This is a genomic window from Sphingobacterium sp. 1.A.4 (assembly GCF_002734245.1).
GTDB classification, from domain to species: Bacteria; Bacteroidota; Bacteroidia; order Sphingobacteriales; family Sphingobacteriaceae; genus Sphingobacterium; species Sphingobacterium tenebrionis.
On record NZ_PEAZ01000052.1, the window covers coordinates 132789 to 153352 of the forward strand.

A 20564-nucleotide genomic window follows, 5' to 3' on the forward strand; every position below is an offset into this window, starting at 1 on the left:
ATAATTTATCCTTTATTCACTAATATTTTTTTCAAATCAATAGAATGGTTTTTGCAAACCCAATGCCAAAGTCATTTCTTGCAAACAATCAATTGATTAAACACTTAATTTACAGGGTTTTATTTTTCTTGAGGAGGAATTTCCAACTTGGGCAAACGTTGTGATTTCGGACGACCTTGGGCATCCCAAGTCTTAAATGAATTCTGAATATAGTTCAAAAGATCATATTTGCCCCATCGTTCAACCGAAGAGATCGAAGGTCTGTAAAGGTCCATAAAAGACTGCAATTCATCACCTTCCAAATTAGTAATCTTATTGACGATAGCCTTGTTGAAAACGCGATCCACCTTGGATGCCTCCAATTCCTGGTTCATATACCGTTCAAAACGTTTGGCATTCTTAGCGTCTTTGCCAAAAAGATTATATAAGGCCGTAGCCGGACTGTTCAAATAGGTGCTTACTCTATTGTGCCCCCCATTATAAACACCCTTTTTCTCGTATTCCTTTAAAAAGCTATTTAATTCAGCCTCTTTTGTACTCCGAGTGACCACCACTGTTTCAATAGTGGTACCAGACTGCATGTCGATGAGAATATCATCTAAGCTATGGATCACCGTTTTCACTGGTCCATAACCCACTTTGGATACCCGAATGGTATCACCAATGATCACATCAATGGTAAAAACCCCATAGGCACTTGATCGAACAGACTGCTTACTCCGTAGGTTAACCACGTTAGCATCCGATACACGGATATTACTTCCCTTTTCCATCAGAAGCCCAGAAATCACTTTACCTTGCTCCTGAGCCTGAACCATTAAGATTCCAAGCAACAAAAAAGAGAACAATATCCCAAAATATTTAACTTTACTATACATCAGTTTAAAGGTAGCAATTGTTTAGACTGCCAAATGTTAAATAGTTTAAAATCGATCTTATTTATAGGGATAAAAAACAAAATTAGCGCCTTCAGGAACGATGACGAACAGACACATAAAAGCATTCGCAGGTTTGAACTGCTTGATGAAATAATCCTTCCGTTCCGATTGGATCAAGCCTCTTTCCACAAATTCCTCCAGCGAACTGGCATGTATGGTCCAAGCTGTATTCAATTCCTCCCGGTCCAAAATAACCTCTCCCAATCCAACCTGGTGCTGATGGGCAACAAATATCGGATATAGCGTATAGCCTTCTGCCATCATTTCCACAGACACCTCTTGGATGGACTCCTTGTAAAAATCAAGGTCCCGTTTCAAGCTAAGCAAAGGGCTTTCGCTTTTCTTATTTTCTTCTCCTTCGGGCTGCTTGTTCAATAAATCCTGTAAATCCATAATTTCCTCAATTTCAATAAAATCACATTTTCTACGTGCTGCGTATGTGGGAACATATCCACCGGTTTAATCCGTGCAACCTCATATTTCTCCTGCAGCATTTCCAAATCCCTAGCTTGCGTAGCCGCATTACAACTCACATACACGACCTTCTCACTCTCCATCTCCAATATACGAGCCACGACATCTGCATGCATCCCAGCTCTTGGAGGATCCGTGATTACTACATCCGGTTTCCCATGCTCCGCAATGAAATCTGCAGTAAGCACATCCTTCATGTCTCCAGCATAAAACTTTGTATTATGGATCTCGTTGATCGCAGAATTAACTTTTGCATCCTCGATCGCCGTAGGCACATATTCCACACCTACTACTTCCTTAGCCGACCTGGCCACAAAGTTGGCAATGGTTCCAGCTCCAGTATATAAATCGTAAACCAGCTCATCCCCTTTCAGCCCTGCAAATTCACGCGTGATCTTATACAGCTCATAAGCCTGTTTCGAGTTAGTCTGGTAGAAAGATTTAGGACCAACCTTAAACTTCAAACCTTCCATTTCCTCATAGATAAAATCCCTGCCTGCGTAGATCTCAATCTCCTGATCGAAGATCGTATCGTTACGTTTCTGGTTGATGATATATAATAAGGAGGCTAAATCTGGATATCGCTCATGGATGAATGCCATCAATAGGTCAACCTGTCCTTCTTCCGGATAGGCAAAAACCACGATCACCATCACCTCACCGGTTGAGGAAGTCCGGATAATCAGATTACGTAATGCTCCGTCATGGAACTTCAGGTCATAAAAAGAAATACCGTTCGCCTTGGCGAATTCAAAAATCTCATTTCTAAGAACGTTGGAAGGGTCTTGTTGTAAGTAACAATGATCAATGGCCAAAATCTTATCAAAACGACCGGGAACATGGAATCCCAACGCATCCATCGAATCACCTGGCTGCACCTCGTCTAGATCTGTCAACCAACGTTTGTTCGAAAATGTAAATTCCAGTTTATTCCGGTAATAGGTCGTTCCTTCAGAAGCCAAAATAGGTTCCATTTCGGACACATTCACCTTACCAATCCTTGAAAGTGCATTTCCAACAGACTGCTCTTTGAATTTCAATTGAGCATCATAGCTCATATGCTGCCACTTACAGCCACCACAAACACCAAAATGCTTACAGAAAGGATCCACTCGATAAGCAGAGGGTGTCTCCACCTTAACCACTCTCCCCTCCACAAAGCTCTTCTTCTTGCGCTGTAGCTCCACCTCAACAATATCCCCCGGCACCCCCCGTTCAATAAAATAAACAAGGTTATCCTGCTTCGCAACGCCTTTGCCTTCCTCAGCTATATCAATGATTTCCAATCCGGAAACAAATTTCTTCTCTTGTGGTATTCTTCTTCCCATAGTGGCTGCAAAAATAATAAAATAGTAGTTAGTATTTAGTATTTAGTATAAAGACAATACATAGCGCCATAGGTACCCCATATGTCTTAATACTATATACTAACTACTAAATACTACAAAAGCGTGGCTTGCACCAAATACGGAAGCATTTCTTTTTGAAAGGAGATAAAATTCTTGCGGACATCGGCTTCGGAGACGGCGGTGAAGGCGAAGGAGAAAACGATGTTCTTGGAGGTTTTGATAAGGAAAGTCAATCTTTCTTCGGGGATGGTGGATCCTATGGTTTCGTTCTGGATAAAGGATCTTAAGAGGAGGAATTCCAGATCGTCGGAGAGGATCTTGAGGTATTCCTGCGCATTGGCTGATTCTCGGATGAATCCCCAGCCTACAAATTCATTACAAACCGTATAGGTCACACGGCTTACCCTAAGGATGGTATTCGCCAAAAAGGTGGAAAGGTCTCTTTCATGCACGTTTTTGTTCAGGATATCATATACATTATCCTGGATATAATCCATAAGGACCGCATGTAGAATGAGTTCCTTGCTGGCAAAATGTTTATAGAAAGTCGCCTTGGCAATATTAGCGTTCTTGGATAGTTCGTTGACACTGGTTTTATTATAGCCATACTTCCGAAACAAATCCCGGGCGGATTTTTTGATCGCTATGACTATTTTATCTTCCATGAAGGGTAATTTAATAAAAAAGGTTCAGATAATTTCCAAAAAATCGCTTTTTGGCCTATCTGAACCTTTATTTTAAGATATTTTATTATTTTTTTCTAGATTCTTACGGCAAATTATACCATATGTTTATTGCAAAAATCCAAAAACTTAAATGATTTCAGTTTCAAATTGCCCCAAAAACCTTACATCATTCTCAGAGAACAACCTAAGATCTCGGATTTCGTATTTCAGGTTGGTAATCCTTTCGATACCCATTCCGAAAGCATAACCTGAGTATTTCTTGCTGTCGATACCACAGTTTTCCAACACATTCGGGTCTACCATACCACAACCTAAAATCTCTACCCATCCAGACTGTTTACACATTTGGCATCCAGCACCTTTACAGATGGTACAGGAAATATCCATTTCTGCGGATGGTTCCGTAAATGGGAAATAGGATGGACGGAATCGAACTTTGGTATCTTCACCATAAAGTTCCTTCACGAAATGGTATAAGGTCTGTTTCAGATCAGCAAAGGAAACATCCTCATCGATGTAAAGCCCTTCGATCTGATGGAAGAAACAGTGTGCACGTGCGGAGATGGCCTCATTACGATAAACACGTCCAGGCATGATCGCGCGGAAAGGGGGTTGCCCCGCTTCCATCAGGCGGACCTGAACAGAAGAGGTATGCGTACGCAGAACCACATCATTACCATCCTGTTTCTTGATAAAGAAGGTATCCTGCATATCACGGGCAGGGTGTTCTGGAGCAAAATTCAATGCCGAGAAGTTATGCCAATCATCTTCGATCTCATTTCCTTCAGCGACGATAAAGCCTAACTTTTTAAAGATCTCAACAATCTCTTTGCGTACCAAGGATAATGGATGTCTAGAGCCCAAGGTAAAACCAGAACCCGGAAGGGTCAAATCACCTTCATTTCTATCATTCGACGAATCTGATTGGTTGACAAATGCTTCCGAAGATTCTTTGAATTTTGTTTCGGCCAAGATTTTAAAGTCATTCAACACCTTACCCAAGGTTCTTTTCTCCTCAGGACTTACGGTCTTAAACTCTTCAAACAAGGCTTTCACGATGCCTTTCGACAACAAAAACTTCAATCGGAAATTCTCTACATCTTGAGCAGAAGTAGGTTCGAATGCATTTATCTCTTGAGTATACTGCGTTATTTTATCTTGCAACATGCGCCAAAGATACAGCAAATTTTAAAAAAGTAGATGATTTGAATTCTAATAAATTAATCGATTAAAATGGTAAGCCATCATTATCGTCATTATTCTCTGTAAAATCTACGGATTGCTCCTTAGGTTCTTCCTGATGTTGAGATGATGAATTTCTTCCAGATTGGCCGGTTTGTGGTTCAAAGTCTGAACGACGGCCTAATAAATTAAAACTTTCGGCAACAATCTCCGTCGTATAACGACGTATGCCTTCTTTGTCTTCATAGGAACGGGTCCGCAATTTCCCCTCAATATAAACCAACTTCCCTTTGCTCAAATATTTGACGGCGACATCAGCCAAACCACGCCATAACACAATGTTATGCCATTCGGTCTGCTCTACGCGTCTACCATCTTTGGTAAAGGTTTCTGAAGTAGCCAAGGGAAAACTTGCAACACTTACATTTCCCTCCAGATAACGGATCTCAGGGTCTTTGCCCAGATGTCCTACTAAAATAACTTTGTTTACACCTGACATACAATAATTTAGGATTTGGTTAACATCAAAAATATCGCTCTATGAAGGAGCTAATAAGTTTATGCTTAGCTAATTTATCTAATTTATTTGACAAACAATAATTCCAATGGCTTTTTTTGGACTGCAGCCTAACATCTTTTGGCATTCGATAGAAACTAGCGTAAATATTCTGATGGCTAAGCACATGCTTGATCGTCCTTTCGATCTTTTCGGGTATAGCATGACCAAAATACTGCTGATATTCCACCATCGCCACTAATTCCGGTATTTCAAACGGACCGGCTGATTCCATCAAAGGGAATTCATAGAGATTGGCCCAAATATCTCCATCCATACGTTGGGACATCAGTACGGCATCGTCCTTTTCAACGATAAAATAATGGAAAAATCGATCCCTGCTTTTTTTACCTTTATTTTTCACAGGTAGCTCAGCAACCCTAGAAGTGTTCAGCGCAACACAATCCAAACGTAATACACATTCGGCACAATTAGGATTCTTAGGTTTACATTGTAAAGCTCCAAAATCCATGATGGCCTGATTATAGGTCGCAGGATGATCCGTATCCAGTAATTCCTGGGCTAATCCAGCGAATATTTTTTTTCCCGCACTACTGTTTATGGGCTCCCCAATCCCAAAATATCGAGCTAATACGCGGAACACATTTCCATCCAATACAGCTCTTGGTTCATCGTTCGAAAAAGATGAAATAGCTGCCGCCGTATATTCGCCAACACCGGGAAGTTTCAAAAGTTCTTCGTAAGCAACAGGAAATGAGCCGGCATGATTTTCCATCACATATTTACTGGCCTTATGCATGTTCCTAGCACGGGAATAATAGCCCAATCCCTGCCATAATCGTAAAATGGTCGCTTCCTCTGCAGCTGCAAATTTTGTTACATTCGGAAGTTCCTCAACAAATTTAAAAAAATAGGGCATTCCCTGCTCCACCCGGGTTTGTTGGAGGATGATTTCTGATAACCAAATTACATAGGGATTCCTTGTTTCCCGCCATGGTAAAGCCCTTTTGTGCTGATGGTACCATGCCAAGATATGTTCCGAAAAAGACATGTTGCAAAGATGTTAAATAATTGGATTCCCTCCTGCCAAAAAGTTATTAAATGTTAAAATATGTTCTATTTTTTTCAACAAATGATATTTTTACGCCCGACTAGAAAAAATAGGGAGAAAGAAACTATGATTAAACAAAAGACTTCCATTGTCATTTTAGATGCCAATGGAGACTCGAATCAGAAGATTCAAATACCGACCATTATCCTAAAAAACTGGAAAATTATTCTTGGCGTAAGCCTCTTTTTCATCTGTATGATCTGTGCTGTTGTTGTCTTTGTGGCAACCAAAACACAGAGCGATCGTTATGAGCAGGAGCTGACCAAAAAAATGGAAGCATTGGAAAAAGCAAAACAATCCTTAGCGGTTGAAGAGGCTTCAAACCAATTGAATTTAGTACAAGTACAAAAATCATTTGAATCCATCGATAGTACCTTAAACCAAATTAATGCCAAAATGCGCAAAAGAGGTTTAAAAGATGTAGCACCTAAGCTAAAAAATGCAGGGGGACCTATTGAAAAAGAAGAGAATTTGGATGAATTGAGTAAATATTACGAAAAGAGATTAAAGAGTATTGATAAGAAATTGGAAGGTTTACCATTAGGTATTCCTCACCATGGAAAAATCACTTCTCGTTTTGGGTATCGCCGTAATCCTTTTACTAACAGAGGATTAGAAATGCATTCGGGGATTGATATTAAAGGTAGTATTGGCGAACCTATCAAAGCAACCGCAGCTGGAAAGATTGTTCATGCTGGGTATAAAGGGCAATATGGTAAGGTAGTTATCATTGAGCACAGCAATGGCTGGGAAACAAGATATGCACATTTGTCGACTACCAAAGTAAAGGTGGGTCAAAAAATAGACGCTGGTCAGGTAATTGGTACACTTGGTAATACAGGTAGATCAACTGGACCCCATTTACATTATGAGTTGTTGAGTTATGGTAAAAAACTCAACCCTGAGAAGACGATGTTGTTTTAAGGTTTTTTACTTCCGAGCGAGGAACAAAACGTCATTGCGAGGAACGAAGCAATCTTTACACATATCGAAAGATTGCTTCGTTCCTCGCAATGACTTTTTTATATACAATCCCTACAAAGTCTTCTTATTATCCTCCTGATCCACATCCGCCAATCTCTTCGTCGGATCTATCTCCACTGATTTCACAGCTTTCGAAACAGGAACTACATAAGTCGGCTGGGTCCAGAACCAATCCGTCAACACCGTTCTTTTCACCCCATTATAAATGTCAAAACCTTCCGCAGGTTTATCCGCTCTCATTTCACGTAAAGGAATATAGAACAATTCCTTCGTACCATCCTGATACTCCACCAACAAATCTATCGGCATCGCCAGATTCGATTTATTAACAACCTCAATACCTGTACCCGTTACATTCCCCACCGCATAGTCAATCTTCCTCGTCGTATTAATGAACAAATTGAAATACCATTTCAAATTGATTCCAGAAACATCTTCGGCAACACGTTTAAAATCATTCGGCGTAGGATGTTTGAACTTCCAAAGATCATAAAACTTCAAGAAAGTCTTTTGTAGATTTTCCTTTCCGATAATATAACCCAATTGCTCCGCCAAAACAGCCCCTTTATTATAGGCTTCGTTACTGTAGGCAAAATTCGTATTGTAATAATCCGCCAATAAACTCATAGGCTCCTCCACTTTCGAATTTGCCAATCGGTAATAGGCAAGATAGGCTGCCCCGATCGGATTCAATGCTTTTGCCTGTGGCCTAACAAACAATTCGGTCAATGCCAATTCTTCAATATAGCTCGTAAAACCTTCATCCATCCATTCATCAACGGTCTCATTGATACCGAATAGATGTTGATACCAAGAATGCGCTGCCTCATGGTAGATCACTCCAACCAAGCTTTTCAAGTTTCTGCCACCTGTAATCAGGGTAACAGTTCCATACTCCATTCCGCCATCCCCACCTTGAACAATGGTATAAGTTTCCCAAGGATAAGCCCCAAAATGTTGTCCGGTAAAATCAAAGAATTCTGTTGCCAGACCTAAAGCCTGCTTCCAGTTGCTAACTATTGTCCCATCTGTCGGAAGATACACCGTATACACCTGAACACCCCCTTTACTTTTTGCGGAGTCCACTACAAACTTTGGATCTGCTGCCCAAGCAAAATCATGGATATTCTTTGCTTTATAATGCCAAGAAGCTTTGTTCTTGTTGAGTTTCAATTTAGGTTTGCTGACATATCCTTTCACCTCTGAAGGGTTTTGAAGCTTACCCGACGAACCGATCACATAATCCTTATTGATATGTATGGTCACATCAAAATCGCCAAACGGCGCTATAAATTCACGACCCACATATTCATCCAGATGCCATCCAAACTCATCAAAATGGGCCATTTTCGGATACCATTGCGTCATAGAGAAAGCTACTCCTTCCTTCGAGTTCCGGCCACTACGACGGATCTGCTCCGGAACCTGAGCCTGCCATTCCAGATCAAACTCCACCGTCGCACCATCTTTGATGCTGCTTGGCAAGCTTACTTCCAAAATGGTTCCATCCTCTTTGAACGAAACGGCCTGGCCATTATATTTTACGGATTTTATTTTCTGAAAACCAATTTGATCCGGCTTCAGTTCAGCAATTCTACTTTCTGATTTTGAGATACCGTCGATTACTTTCTTGGTCACCATACGGGCATCGGGATCCGAGATATTCTTAAGACGCTCATCCATCATGCTGCCCGGTTGGAAAGCATTGAAATAAAGATGGAAATAGACTTTGGAAAGCTCCTGACCGGAATTATTGCCATATTTCAACTTCATTTTACCATCATACTGATATGTTTTTTCATTCACATCAATATCCATGGTATAATCAACATCCTGTTGCCAATAAGTTTTTCGTTGACCGTAACTTGCCAAGGAGACAGCGGTCAATAATAGGTAAATAATTGTCTGTTTCAAGTTCATACATCAAATATATAAAAATTAACCGATGACGATTTCGATCTGTCTATTTCGGAACTCCTGCATCATGGCATCAAAGTCGTCATTCTTTACAAAGAGCTTATTCCTCCAGATGCGGATGGGTGTTCCTTTCTGGTTCTTATAAATCGCGATCAGGTTACCCCCCGAACGCAGGTGGTTCTTGATATAAGCCAGGTTTTCAAAGGAAATTTCATATACCTTCCCAGCTTTATCAATGTGCAACCGATCGGTCTGTAAAACCCAGGTAGAAGGTTGCAGACTGATCTTTACGGCCAAAAAAAGAATGACAGGAATACAGAACAGCAAGATCAAGATCTTCACAATTTCCGAAACCTGCACATAGGACAATAAAAACCCTGCAGCAAAAAGGCAACCTAAAAGTATCCAGATAAACCTTCCTCGATGCAGGGTATGTATATGAAAAATCATGTTTTAATTCTATTCATTAACGGGAACTTCCTCCCCTTTAGTATTGATCTGTATGGTTTCTTCTTCCCCCAATTTAACGACCGAAGCAGTACCATCAAAGAATGGGCTCACCATACTATACACAAATGGTATAACCGTGGTTCCCTTCTCGTTTACAAAACCATACTTTTCACCATCATTGGATGCAATGAATAAGTTAGGTGTATTCGCTAAATACAATTCCTGAAAACCATCCAAAATCATCTTATTTGATTTTAGATCAAAGATCTTGAATTTTTCACCATCCAAAACCACGAAGTAGTGTTCGTCATATTGCAGGATACTCTCATGAGTAGCTGGAATAATGATCTGTCCTGATTTATTTAGGATACCCGACTTTTCATTTTCCATAAATATCGCATGGTTACCTTCAAATGTGCTCAAAAAATCATAGGTTTTTCCCCAAAGATTTTTCCCAGTCTTGTCCATAATCCCGAATTTTCCATCTTTGGAAAACTGATATGCTCCCAATACATCATCATAAACAATGGATTCATAGGTCAAAGGCAACACCGTTTTGCCTTGTAGATTTAGAAATCCCGCTTGGTATTCACTATTCACCGCTACGATAATCCCATCCCGAACTTCGGAAAGACTGGTAAATAAGGGTTGGGTTAATATTTCGTCATTCACATTCTTCAATCCATATAAACCGGAAGTAGTATCATAATAAGCGATCATATCTTCGCCCAATTCCATGTCTTCACCTTCTTCCATACCTAGGTCACCCGCACTTTCCTGGAAGCCCACAGGGGGAGCAAAAAAATCTGTTGAAACCTGTTCTTTGGTAATTGATTTAGCAACAAACTGTACACCACTCAGGTCAACCTTTAGTGCTGCACCTGGAAGATTTCCCAGGAAATCAAAAGCTCCAAACGTATAAGCAGGAATATTTTCGGTATACCACACTTGGATGCTAGGTATTTCTTCGTCGCCCAAAGCCGCTAGATCATCAATTGTAGGACTAATAATCGCCAATTTACAAGGATAACCAGAGATGGTTTCCGTTTTTCCGGCAACAAATTCGATCTGAAATTGATCTTCAGCAGCTTCTTCACCGAATAAAGGGCCAGCACCTTCTGATTGCATAAAAGAGGAATCCGAAAGGTTGAGATGGTAGACCTTTTTAGTTGTTTTATCAACAATCTGCACAAAATCTTCCGCCATGCTTGAATTAACCCGGAATTTATCTTTGGCTGACCATACCTGAATAGCAAAACCACCTTTTTCAGTCTCTGTCAAGATAGCTTTTAATGAAGCTAATTCTTCATCATTTTCATCCATGTCTGGGCTATTCAACTCGCCCATCAACTCCTGGTTGAGGGAAATTTGATAGGCAATTTTAAAAACAGGGACTTGGGCAAAACTAAAATGGCTAAATACACTGATAAATAGCAGGGAAAGAAAAAATCTCATATTAAATATATTATAGCGCAAAAATCCTTGTTTTTTCTGAATCTACAAAAGGGAATCCTTTTATTTTTTATACATTTTAATGTTTATCCACATAAACCCTCTTTGGATATTTTTTGCAAGTGATTATGTATGATTTAATCTTGTTTCTAGTTCAGGTTTCCTATATTTGAAATCCTAAACTTTAAAATTATGCGAATCCATCTCCTAATGGCCTTATGCTGTTTCAGTTTATTTGCAAATGCGCAGAAAAAGAAACCGAATATTGTGATCATCATTTCCGACGACCATTCGTACCAAACGATCGGTGCTTACGGATCCAAGATTGCGCATACGCCAAATCTGGATAGGATTGCCAAGGAGGGGGCTACCTTCAATAGAGCTTATGTGACCAATTCCATCTGTGGGCCAAGCCGCGCCAGCTTATTGACAGGAAAGTACAGCCATAAAAATGGCTTTAAGGACAATGAAACTTCCAATTTTGATCATGGCCAAGATCTGTTCGTCAAGCATCTACAGCGCAACGGCTATCAAACTGCTTGGATCGGAAAGATCCATCTGGGAAGAAAACTACAGGGATTTGACTATTACAGCATCTTAGTTGGCCAAGGACATTATTTCAATCCCGATTTTATCAGCAGCAAAAATGGAGCAGCCGAAACCATGGATCGAGAGGAAGGTTATGTGGCGGATATCGTGACGGAACGTGCCATAAATTGGTTGGAGCAAAAAGACCAGGAGGAGCCTTTCTGTCTGATCATCGGCCATAAAAGTACCCACCGCACCTGGATGCCTGACCCGAAAGATTTCGGCAAGAACGATAACAAGAACATCCCTTTGCCAGATAATTTCTTTGATGGATATGAGGGCAGAAAAGCGGCAGCAGTCCAGGAGATGAGCATTGCGAAGGATATGCAGATGGGCTATGACCTCAAGATGTTCGATAACCCGGAAATGATGCGAAAAGATGGTAATTTCAAAAGGATGACGGACCAGCAGTTTCAACAATATGTAGCATATTATCAACCTATACAGGCAAAACTCAAGGCGGCCAATCTCCAAGGTGAGGAGTTGGCGAAATGGAAGTACAACCGATATATGATCGATTACCTGAATACGGCCGAATCGATGGATCGGAATATCGGTCGGGTATTGGATTATTTGAAGGAAAAGAACCTGGAAGAAAACACGATTGTTTTATACCTATCGGACCAGGGATTCTATATGGGTGAGCATGGATGGTTCGACAAACGTTTTATGTACGAAGAATCTTTCCGTACGCCTATGCTGGCGATGCTCCCAGGCGTAATCCCGGCTAATTCCCAGGTTGACGGGGTGGTGCTGAATGTGGATATTGCACCTACTTTATTGGAGCTGACCGGTACGGCGATTCCAAAGGATATTCAGGGAAAATCATTCCTAAAGGTGGCTGAAGGAAAGAAGAGAACTGCCAGGAAACAGCTTTTCTACCATTATTATGAGAATGGCGAGCATGCGGTATCCCCACATTTTGGGGTGAGTGATGGCCGGTACAAATTGATCCGATATTACAAACGTGTTGATGGATGGGAATTGTTCGATATGAAATCCGACCCGCGGGAAATGAAGAACATTTACGAGGATCCAAAATCCCAGAAAATCGTTAAGAAAATGAAGGCCTTATTGATGAAGGAAATCAATGAAAATGAAGATGTTGAAGCAAAAGCGCTGATGGATCAAACGACACTAAAACTTTGTTTTAATCAACTATAAATAGTTCGGAAGCGATCTGGTCGGCAAGGAGTTTTCCAGTTGGGCTAAGGGTTATTATCTTTTCCGGAGAGACAAGAATATGTCCGGCTTGTTGGAAATCCTTTACTTGACCCATTAAATCATTCAGATATTCCGTTCCAAAGTTATTTTTCACATATGCAGGATCGACCCCCCATTTGGTTCTTAAAGAGGTCATGATGTATTCATTGAAACGATCCTTTTTACTGAGGATTTCTGTTTCCAATGGAAGGTTATTCTCTGCTAAGCTTTTAAGGTAAAGAGCATTGTTTGCCAGGTTCCAGGACCTGGATATTTTATTGAAGGAATGTGCAGAAGGACCAATTCCTAAGTAAGGTTTGCCCTTCCAATAATTCGAATTATGGATGGCATACTTGCCTGGTTTTGCAAAATTAGAGATCTCATATTGCTCATAGCATGCATTTGTCAGGGTACCTATGAGTAGGAGCATTTGCTCGGCACTCTGCTCTTCATTCAGTGGCGGTGTTTTCCCTTTGTTGATCATATGGTCCAAAGCCGTTTTCCGTTCTACGGTCATGGAATAGGAAGAAATGTGTGGAACCTGGAGATCGATCAACTGCTGCATATTATTTTTCCATTTCTGATCGGTCAATAAAGGAAATCCATAAATCAGATCGCAGGTAATGTTCTCAAACCCCGCATCCTGTACACGTTTTATGCTTGATAAAGCTTCTTCCGCATTATGGGCTCTGTTCATCCAGCGGAGATCTTCTTCATAGAAGGATTGTATGCCGATGCTGAAGCGATTTACAGCGGTTTGACGTAATGCATGTACTTTATTTTTGTCAAGATCATCGGGGTTTGCTTCCAAGGTAATTTCTGCCTGGTTATCGATCTCAAAGAATTGGGATACTTGGTCGATGAGCTCCATGATTTCATCCGCCTCCAAAATGGAAGGAGTACCCCCACCAAAATAGATCGAAGAGACCTGTTTGTCCTCCAGGTAGGCAGCTCGCAGCGCAATTTCCTTTTTCATCGCAGCCAACACCTCTTTTTTATATTGTAGAGAGGTGCTAAAATGAAAATCACAGTAGTGACAGGCTTGCTTACAAAAAGGAATGTGGAAGTAGATCATGGGTGCCCGCTCAGTTTGTTAAGAGGCAAAGATATAGATTTCTGTTTAATGCTTGTTGTATTCTTCATCGGTAACAGGTTTTAACCACACGGCACCACCAATATTTGTGTTAGTTCCGATAGCGATGTGTGTCATCGTATCAGTTGGAGTTGCACCATGCCAATGTTCAATATTTGGTGGACATTTTACAACTTCCCCTGTTTCAATAAATTCTACTGGCTTTCCTTTCTCTTGATACAAACCACGACCAGCTGTAACCAATAATATTTGTCCACCTTTGTGATAATGCCAGTTTGTTCGAGCATCTGGAGAAAATGTCACAGAACCAATATTTACGTTATGAACACTATCCGTCTCTGCTAAGTAATTCAACCAAACTGTCCCTGTGAAATTGCTATTAGTAACCAAATCTCCTTTTTCAAAGGGTGCTTTTTGTACTGTTTGTGAATTCATCTTTTGATTACATGACAGCACTAACCCACACAAACCCAGCATTATTGTTTTTATCTTCCAATTCATCATCTAAGTTCTATTTATTTAATACTTCTGTTAATACTTTTGCAGCATCCGATGCTCGCTCTACACCTTGGGCGTCTTTAATTATTTGCAAAAATTGCTGTAATTGCTCGGAACTACAGCCCAAATTAACACAAATGTTCAGATGCGATTTTAGCATGGGTTCTACTCTGCCTATACTCGCTAATACCGAAATAGTCACCAATTCACGCTCCAAATAATTCAATAAATCACGTTCGAATAGATCCGCAAATAGATGTTCTTTCAGAAAAATTTCTATAGTTGGCGCAAATGCAGCATAACCTGTTTTCACGTCATTCTCTTTCACGCCAGTAAGTTGTTGTAAAATAGCTTTTCCGCGATCGTATTTGGTCTTTTCTGTCGAAATAGGTGAAGCATCGCTCCCTACTTCATCCTTTATCCCATTTTTTTGACGTTCATCCACAACAGTTATTAACGTTTGCAAGCTGCGAATACTTCGCGGAAAACCCGCATAAGCATGTAAATGGATCAAACTTTCCTTCACCTTATTAATTGTCAATCCAGCATCCAAACCTCTGTGTAGTTCATCACGTAATTTATCCAGCTCACCAACCGCGGCTTGTGATGAAATCCGAATAAGCGCTTCATGTTCCTTGGTTAAAGCTGTATGATTCTCTTTAGATTGTGCATTAGTGGTTTGTATTGTGAGACAAAAACAAAGAACTAAAACCGATAGCAAGTTATTTACCATATCTATTTAATTTGGCGTCATTGTCTTGGTGAATGAAAGCGAAAGAAGTTCCCATTTATCATTCTCATTCACATAAACTTCGGTTACGATGAAGGGGTTTGTTACTTCATTCCCGCCTACAACTGCAAGTAAATCTATCCTATTTAATAATACGGCTGTATTGTTTACGATCTCCACGGATACATCATGTACAGTCGCTTTTTTATACCAGATACCACCGCTTTTAATCACCGCCAATTCTCTTTCTTTGCCCCAAGATCCACCCATATGTACATAAACAGATTTCTCATGAAATAAACTATCCAAAACATCTACATTTTTATCGGCCATCCATTGCCATTTATTTTTTGACAAGGTGATAATTTCCTGTTCAACAGCTTTTTCTTGAGCAAACGTGCATGAAATATTCCACGCAAGAAACAATCCGACCACAAAACATTTAACAAAAATCTTCATATCTAATTATTTTAAAGTATCACCATAAAAACTAACCAACTTATCCACCGCTTGCTTGACATAGACTTCTTTCCAATAGGTCTCTATATGTGAAGCACCTTCTAACACAAAAAACTCTTTATGCACCATACTGATAGCATTAGAATATACTTCGTCGCTCATGTATTTGGTATCTGCTTTGCTTCCCACAATCATTAGCAAAGGTCGAGTTATTAAATCCATATTCGTATTAGCATCAAAGGTCATTAAATCTATCAAACTACTTTCGGTGTATTTAAACGTAGAATTGGGATGTGCATGTGTACGGTAATAATAAGCATAACCTTCACGATACAAATCGGTAGAAATTTTTTCGATTTCCTCATCCGTAGGACTTGCAGTTCCCAAATAGGAAACTTCGCCAGTTAAAATTTCCTGCTGACGCGCTTGAGACGCCTTAACCAAACGCTCTTGAACAGTCTTTACATCCCTATCCAAAAAACCATTGCGACGAACGCGCCCCGAATTAAACATACTCAACGTAGCTATGGATTGAAAACGCTTATCACCTTGCGCAGCCTTGAGGGCATATCCACCTCCACCACATATTCCTAACAAACCAATTTTATCAGTATCGACACCTGGGAATTTGGAAATAAAATCTGCCATTCCATGAATATCTTCAATACGATTTGATGGCTTATCTACATTTCGTGGCAATCCACCTGAAGCGCCCTGATACGCTGCATCTGCCACAATCGTAATATAGCCCTGCTCCGCTAAACGTTGTGCGTACATCCCCGAAACTTGCTCTTTTACACCTCCGTTAGGATGAGCAATGACGATAGCGGCATGCTTTTTTGAATTATTATATCCTGCGGGCGTGTACACATTTGCAGCGATATTAATTCCATTCAACGAATAATTAACAGAATGAATTTGAACTGTACCATCCATATTTTTTGTAATAGCTCCTTTGTAGACTAAGCCGAAAGGATTTTCTGGTTTTTTTTGACCAAAACTTAGTAAGCTAATAGTCAATCCAACACCTGCCATAACTATTTTCAGTGAAATTATCATATTCATCTTACTTGTCTAAACCTTTACTTTTTAACCAATCTGAAAGCGCTTCTGCGACCTCCACGTTATTCAAATCTGAAAATGGAAAATGCGTATTTCCTTTTATTCCAATTTCTGGAAGATGTACCACGGTCGCATCGCCACCATACTTGTTAATCACTTCTGCCCACTTTAGAGCCATTTCTAATCCTGATCGCCAATGATCTTTATTCCAAATATCAGTTGGTGCATCAGCGATGTTATCTCCGTAATAAATGACAATAGGAATTTTAGTGAGCTTAAGAAAATCTTCCAAAGGAATAGCTTGCCCTTTTAAAGCGCCGAATAATCCAGTAGAAGAAATGGGCGTAGGCACTTCACCTTCTGGAAATAAAAAACTACTATACGGTTCGTAAGCCGCAATCGCTTTCACATTGGTATTTTGGATGGCTGTCATCCAGCCTGGTCCGCCGCCTTGTGAATGGGTAACCAAAATACCACTACCTATTCTGTCAAATAAACCTGAAATCGCATCAGAAATGACCTTCGCATCAAATGCACCTGTATTCGGAGTCATCTGTCTATAAAACTGTGCTAAGGATTGTTCATCACGCGGAAATTGAACATTCTCAAAATAGTTAGGATAGTTACCAATCCTAAATTGTGTGAACCAAAATTGTTCGTCGGCTGTAGTCGAAATAGCCGATGCTACTGTTGTCCGTCCTGCGGCAGCTCTTCGAGGCTGGTCAAGCAAGTAGACTGGATATTTTTTTCGCAAGAATATATTTTGAAATCCTTCACGTCCATCCGGTGTGGATTCCCACGTTTTTTTGGACTGCCCTGCACCATGTAAAAAAACGAGAGGCAATTTCTTGCTTTTATCTGGAACTTGATAAAAGACATAAGCATGATCTCCATGCAAAGTTTGCCCTTCGGGTTTCAGCGCATCTTGCACATTAAAAGTTCCTGGATTTGTGATCTTAATCCCACCAACAGCAAAACTTCCTTGCTCAACAATGACCAATGGCTTTATCTTCTTCTGCTGCGCAATAGTATTTTCAGTTGTCATCATTCCTAATAAAATGGTACTCAGACAAATTATCATTCCATTTCTCATATTCCTTTGTATTACGTCATTATCCTTACTAGAATAAACAACAATTCATTTCACCTTTGTGTTCATCAAATATCTGAAATCATAATTCCTCATACGTATATGTATTACAGAATATGCTACCATAATCACTTATTTATATATTTTTTAAACAGGAGGACTTCTAATTACTTATTTTTGAGTAGATAACAGCAGAAACTATGAGCAATAAATTTATCTTCAACACAGTACATGAATATAATGTTTTCAATAATCATGAAACGTTACACCCTCTTGTTTCAGTAATAGATTTTTCTAAAGCTCATAAACGGACAGGTTCCAAAATGACATTTGGACTTTATTGTATTTTCCTTAAAGACGTGCATTGTGGTGATTTAAAATATGGCTGTAATATCTATGATTATGAAGACGGAACACTTGTTTTTATTTCACCAGGACAAGTTATCGACGTTGAAAACAAAGTTGATATTTATCAGCCTAAGGGACACGGGCTTATTTTTCATCCTGATCTTATCAAAGGCACTTCGCTCAACAATATGATCGAAGATTATCACTTTTTTCGATACAATACAAATGAAGCATTGCACTTATCAAGGGATGAACGGAATATCATAATGGACTGTTTCAAAAAGATTCAATACGAATTGAACCATGCTATTGATAAACATAGTAAGAAGTTAATTGCTTCCAACATTGAACTTCTTTTAAATTATTGTGAACGCTTCTATGATAGACAATTTATTACCAGAGAGTCTGCTAATAAAGGAGTTTTGGAAAAATTTGAACAGGTGTTGAATGCTTATTTCTCCTCAGAAAAACCAACTACGCTAGGATTGCCGACAGTTTCCAACATGGCAGAATCACTCAATTTATCGGCAAACTATTTTGGAGACTTGATAAAAAAAGAAACTGGTAAAACAGCACAGGAATACATTCAATTAAAAACAATTGATATCGCGAAGTCTAAAATCTTTGAAACCGACAAAACCATTAATGAAATCGCTTATGAATTAGGATTCAAATATCCGCAGCATTTTAGTCGATTATTTAAAAATAAAGAGGGAATCACGCCATTACAATTTAGAACATTGAATTCTAATTAAGTAGTTCTAAATATATCAATTGGATTATAAATTTTCAGGAATTTATAATCCAATTGTCAAAAACCAACTAGAAATCAATGTTTTTCATTTGTTACTTTTGGTTTGTAACTTACTGATTTTTAAAGCAATTAAACATACTGGGTGCCCGCTCAGTTTGTTAAGAAGCAAATGTACGGTTATTTAGCAGACAGACTTAATTTTAATTTATTAAACTCAGTTTGTTAGATAATCAAAAAAACACATAAATTGATTGACAAACCTATTTGTTATAAAATTATACACATCAAACTCTTTAGACAATCAAAATTTATCCAAATTGATTGACAAACCCATTTGTTATAAATTTATACACATCAAACTCTTTGGATATTTTCAAAGCATATAAATTTGAAAAGCCGGCTCCTGAAGAAGGTTTGATTCTCGTTGTAATGTCGGCTTGGTTCATGGATCGACCAGGAACTTTCTCTTCTTATTATAATAAAAAGGAATGGCATCCCTGCGGCATCATTGCTGGTTTTAGGTATTGAGTTTTCCGTTTTTACTTGATAAAAATCACCTCAATGTCCGGATTTCTTTTCCGAAGTTCATCGACTAACAGCATATTATCGCTGGGTGTGATAAACACATCCTCGTATTTTTTAAAATAGATAATAATCCCTTTGGTATTCGAGGTGGAGGGATTACTTGCTTGCCAGTTGGAGGTATTTACTTCCAATTTCCTAATCGATTGGATGTCAATCCCTTCTTTCTTGAATAAAGCCTTATAATAAAACCTATCGCCTTCAATCCAATATCGGGTTACTTTTTGCGCAAGAAAATAGGCAAGTCCGGTCAAAAGATAACCCAAACCCAAAATAATCAACCCATCCTTCCAGGTAGCATCCGTAAATATCAAAATCAAAAAGGTTGGGATAAGAATAACGGTTAACAAAGCAAAAACAGACAATATCGGCTTTATACCTTGTTGAGGTGGAAAGACCAGTATACTGTTATTATTATTCACGTTCATTCCTTTAAAGATAGCAATTCTAGTTTTCTCCACCGATTATTCCTTAAATTATATAATTCATTCAACCTCTTTATTGCTTGCCAATCAATAAATTGATTACTTTGGGTGTAATTCTTTTTAGTATTTTCATATTATGGCAACATCTCAAATTACTGAAGCAGAAGTTAAGGACCTGATCAAAAAGTTGAACTTAGCACCCATCATCTTGGAAATTTTCGATGAACAGATAGTCGATGAAATTGCAATGGACGAATTTCGCAAACGTATCAGCAAGCCATATTCCATTTTTACGTTAGATTCCAATGAGCAGGAAGCCTATCAAGTGCAGCGATTTATCCCCATTTTTGAATTCGGATCGGATAGAATTATCGCCTATGATCTCGAGAACAAAGGCTTTATAAATTATTCCTTAGAAGAAGGCATCCAGAGCCCTACATTACTGACCTTTGAAGGTGTGTTTTTGGAAGAAATGATTGCTTTGTTCGAAAACGAAGTTTCTGAATCAGACATCATTCATATCGGAAAACTTCTCGGGTTTAAACACACGGAAAGCATAGTGGAAGATTACCTGGAATCCGAGGACAATGACGGATTATCTACTTTTGAAGAAATGGACGCCTGGACAGAAAAAACCTTGGATAAATACCATTTAAAAATATAAGAAAAATG

Annotated in this window: 21 protein-coding genes; 4 read left to right on the forward strand and 17 right to left on the reverse strand. The window is 39.3% G+C overall.

The window, feature by feature from the left end:
• Positions 1–119: 119 nt before the first annotated feature.
• The 7 genes from CRJ00_RS08730 to mutY form a co-directional block, all read right to left on the reverse strand.
• A complete protein-coding gene (locus CRJ00_RS08730) occupies positions 120–878 on the reverse strand; it encodes a hypothetical protein (protein ID WP_099366491.1) in 759 nt (252 codons plus the stop codon).
• A gap of 57 nt (positions 879–935) precedes the next feature.
• On the reverse strand, positions 936–1331 hold the full coding sequence (locus CRJ00_RS08735) for a hypothetical protein (protein WP_099366492.1): 396 nt from the start codon (positions 1329–1331) through the stop codon (positions 936–938).
• Positions 1310–2740, reverse strand: a complete 1431-nt coding sequence (rlmD, locus tag CRJ00_RS08740) for a 23S rRNA (uracil(1939)-C(5))-methyltransferase RlmD (RefSeq protein WP_099366493.1) — start codon at positions 2738–2740, stop codon at positions 1310–1312. Before rlmD ends, CRJ00_RS08735 begins: the two co-directional genes overlap by 22 nt.
• A gap of 113 nt (positions 2741–2853) precedes the next feature.
• Positions 2854–3426 (reverse strand): TetR/AcrR family transcriptional regulator, encoded by a 573-nt coding sequence (locus tag CRJ00_RS08745; protein WP_099366494.1) that lies wholly within the window; start codon positions 3424–3426, stop codon positions 2854–2856.
• Positions 3427–3573: 147 nt separating this feature from the next.
• Positions 3574–4614, reverse strand: a complete 1041-nt coding sequence (pheS, locus tag CRJ00_RS08750) for a phenylalanine--tRNA ligase subunit alpha (RefSeq protein WP_099366495.1) — start codon at positions 4612–4614, stop codon at positions 3574–3576.
• Between the two features lie 61 nt (positions 4615–4675).
• Positions 4676–5128, reverse strand: a complete 453-nt coding sequence (locus CRJ00_RS08755) for a single-stranded DNA-binding protein (protein WP_099366496.1) — start codon at positions 5126–5128, stop codon at positions 4676–4678.
• 25 nt (positions 5129–5153) lie between these two features.
• Entirely contained in the window at positions 5154–6197 is a 1044-nt protein-coding gene (gene mutY, locus CRJ00_RS08760) for an A/G-specific adenine glycosylase (protein WP_099366497.1), read from the reverse strand.
• Positions 6198–6323: 126 nt separating this feature from the next.
• Between mutY and CRJ00_RS08765 the strand changes: the two genes are divergently transcribed.
• Complete coding sequence (locus CRJ00_RS08765; RefSeq protein ID WP_180268460.1) at positions 6324–7181, forward strand: M23 family metallopeptidase; 858 nt, start codon at positions 6324–6326, stop codon at positions 7179–7181.
• A gap of 111 nt (positions 7182–7292) precedes the next feature.
• Here CRJ00_RS08765 and CRJ00_RS08770 read toward each other — a convergent pair whose 3' ends face one another.
• Genes CRJ00_RS08770 through CRJ00_RS08780 form a run of 3 tightly spaced genes read right to left on the reverse strand, consistent with a single transcriptional unit; the run spans position 7293 to position 11063 of the window.
• Entirely contained in the window at positions 7293–9155 is a 1863-nt protein-coding gene (locus tag CRJ00_RS08770; protein WP_257213725.1) for a M1 family metallopeptidase, read from the reverse strand.
• Between the two features lie 24 nt (positions 9156–9179).
• Positions 9180–9608, reverse strand: coding sequence for a hypothetical protein (locus CRJ00_RS08775; protein ID WP_099366500.1), 429 nt, complete (start codon positions 9606–9608; stop codon positions 9180–9182).
• Between the two features lie 9 nt (positions 9609–9617).
• Positions 9618–11063: a WG repeat-containing protein gene (locus CRJ00_RS08780; protein ID WP_099366501.1), complete on the reverse strand. Its 1446-nt coding sequence runs from the start codon at positions 11061–11063 to the stop codon at positions 9618–9620.
• 189 nt (positions 11064–11252) lie between these two features.
• Between CRJ00_RS08780 and CRJ00_RS08785 the strand changes: the two genes are divergently transcribed.
• Positions 11253–12812: a sulfatase family protein gene (locus CRJ00_RS08785; protein ID WP_180268461.1), complete on the forward strand. Its 1560-nt coding sequence runs from the start codon at positions 11253–11255 to the stop codon at positions 12810–12812.
• Here the strand turns inward: CRJ00_RS08785 and hemW are convergent.
• The 6 genes from hemW to CRJ00_RS08815 all read right to left on the reverse strand — a co-directional run bounded on the left by hemW (position 12799) and on the right by CRJ00_RS08815 (position 17786).
• A complete protein-coding gene (hemW, locus tag CRJ00_RS08790) occupies positions 12799–13926 on the reverse strand; it encodes a radical SAM family heme chaperone HemW (protein WP_099366503.1) in 1128 nt (375 codons plus the stop codon). The two genes, CRJ00_RS08785 and hemW, sit on opposite strands and share 14 nt — an antisense overlap.
• Before the next feature lie 45 nt (positions 13927–13971).
• The gene (locus tag CRJ00_RS08795; protein ID WP_099366531.1) at positions 13972–14379 is read right to left on the reverse strand and encodes a cupin domain-containing protein; all 408 of its coding nucleotides are present in this window, start codon (positions 14377–14379) and stop codon (positions 13972–13974) included.
• Positions 14380–14455: 76 nt separating this feature from the next.
• Positions 14456–15175, reverse strand: a complete 720-nt coding sequence (locus CRJ00_RS08800; RefSeq protein ID WP_099366504.1) for a carboxymuconolactone decarboxylase family protein — start codon at positions 15173–15175, stop codon at positions 14456–14458.
• Positions 15176–15181: 6 nt separating this feature from the next.
• Positions 15182–15631 carry a nuclear transport factor 2 family protein gene (locus CRJ00_RS08805; protein WP_099366505.1) on the reverse strand — a complete coding sequence of 150 codons (450 nt, stop codon included), beginning with the start codon at positions 15629–15631 and terminating at the stop codon, positions 15182–15184.
• A 6-nt stretch (positions 15632–15637) separates the two neighbouring features.
• Positions 15638–16696, reverse strand: coding sequence for an alpha/beta hydrolase (locus CRJ00_RS08810; protein WP_099366506.1), 1059 nt, complete (start codon positions 16694–16696; stop codon positions 15638–15640).
• A 1-nt stretch (position 16697) separates the two neighbouring features.
• A complete protein-coding gene (locus CRJ00_RS08815; protein WP_180268462.1) occupies positions 16698–17786 on the reverse strand; it encodes an alpha/beta hydrolase in 1089 nt (362 codons plus the stop codon).
• A gap of 197 nt (positions 17787–17983) precedes the next feature.
• On the opposite strand from CRJ00_RS08815, the gene CRJ00_RS08820 reads away from it, so the two are divergent.
• Positions 17984–18886, forward strand: a complete 903-nt coding sequence (locus tag CRJ00_RS08820; RefSeq protein WP_099366507.1) for a helix-turn-helix domain-containing protein — start codon at positions 17984–17986, stop codon at positions 18884–18886.
• A 538-nt stretch (positions 18887–19424) separates the two neighbouring features.
• Here CRJ00_RS08820 and CRJ00_RS08825 read toward each other — a convergent pair.
• Complete coding sequence (locus tag CRJ00_RS08825) at positions 19425–19928, reverse strand: PH domain-containing protein (RefSeq protein WP_144038134.1); 504 nt, start codon at positions 19926–19928, stop codon at positions 19425–19427.
• 100 nt (positions 19929–20028) lie between these two features.
• On the opposite strand from CRJ00_RS08825, the gene CRJ00_RS08830 reads away from it, so the two are divergent.
• Entirely contained in the window at positions 20029–20556 is a 528-nt protein-coding gene (locus CRJ00_RS08830; RefSeq protein WP_099366509.1) for a hypothetical protein, read from the forward strand.
• Positions 20557–20564: the final 8 nt, after the last annotated feature.

Excerpts from the sequence above, each read along its gene's own strand:
- CRJ00_RS08730 (WP_099366491.1), bottom strand. The coding sequence starts at position 878 with ATGTATAGTAAAGTTAAATATTTTGGGATATTGTTCTCTTTTTTGTTG.
- CRJ00_RS08735 (WP_099366492.1), bottom strand. The coding sequence starts at position 1,331 with ATGGATTTACAGGATTTATTGAACAAGCAGCCCGAAGGAGAAGAAAAT.
- rlmD (WP_099366493.1), bottom strand. The coding sequence starts at position 2,740 with ATGGGAAGAAGAATACCACAAGAGAAGAAATTTGTTTCCGGATTGGAA.
- CRJ00_RS08745 (WP_099366494.1), bottom strand. The coding sequence starts at position 3,426 with ATGGAAGATAAAATAGTCATAGCGATCAAAAAATCCGCCCGGGATTTG.
- pheS (WP_099366495.1), bottom strand. The coding sequence starts at position 4,614 with ATGTTGCAAGATAAAATAACGCAGTATACTCAAGAGATAAATGCATTC.
- CRJ00_RS08755 (WP_099366496.1), bottom strand. The coding sequence starts at position 5,128 with ATGTCAGGTGTAAACAAAGTTATTTTAGTAGGACATCTGGGCAAAGAC.
- mutY (WP_099366497.1), bottom strand. The coding sequence starts at position 6,197 with ATGTCTTTTTCGGAACATATCTTGGCATGGTACCATCAGCACAAAAGG.
- CRJ00_RS08765 (WP_180268460.1), top strand. The coding sequence starts at position 6,324 with ATGATTAAACAAAAGACTTCCATTGTCATTTTAGATGCCAATGGAGAC.
- CRJ00_RS08775 (WP_099366500.1), bottom strand. The coding sequence starts at position 9,608 with ATGATTTTTCATATACATACCCTGCATCGAGGAAGGTTTATCTGGATA.
- CRJ00_RS08780 (WP_099366501.1), bottom strand. The coding sequence starts at position 11,063 with ATGAGATTTTTTCTTTCCCTGCTATTTATCAGTGTATTTAGCCATTTT.
- CRJ00_RS08785 (WP_180268461.1), top strand. The coding sequence starts at position 11,253 with ATGCGAATCCATCTCCTAATGGCCTTATGCTGTTTCAGTTTATTTGCA.
- hemW (WP_099366503.1), bottom strand. The coding sequence starts at position 13,926 with ATGATCTACTTCCACATTCCTTTTTGTAAGCAAGCCTGTCACTACTGT.
- CRJ00_RS08795 (WP_099366531.1), bottom strand. The coding sequence starts at position 14,379 with ATGAATTCACAAACAGTACAAAAAGCACCCTTTGAAAAAGGAGATTTG.
- CRJ00_RS08800 (WP_099366504.1), bottom strand. The coding sequence starts at position 15,175 with ATGGTAAATAACTTGCTATCGGTTTTAGTTCTTTGTTTTTGTCTCACA.
- CRJ00_RS08805 (WP_099366505.1), bottom strand. The coding sequence starts at position 15,631 with ATGAAGATTTTTGTTAAATGTTTTGTGGTCGGATTGTTTCTTGCGTGG.
- CRJ00_RS08810 (WP_099366506.1), bottom strand. The coding sequence starts at position 16,696 with ATGAATATGATAATTTCACTGAAAATAGTTATGGCAGGTGTTGGATTG.
- CRJ00_RS08815 (WP_180268462.1), bottom strand. The coding sequence starts at position 17,786 with ATGAGAAATGGAATGATAATTTGTCTGAGTACCATTTTATTAGGAATG.
- CRJ00_RS08820 (WP_099366507.1), top strand. The coding sequence starts at position 17,984 with ATGAGCAATAAATTTATCTTCAACACAGTACATGAATATAATGTTTTC.
- CRJ00_RS08830 (WP_099366509.1), top strand. The coding sequence starts at position 20,029 with ATGGCAACATCTCAAATTACTGAAGCAGAAGTTAAGGACCTGATCAAA.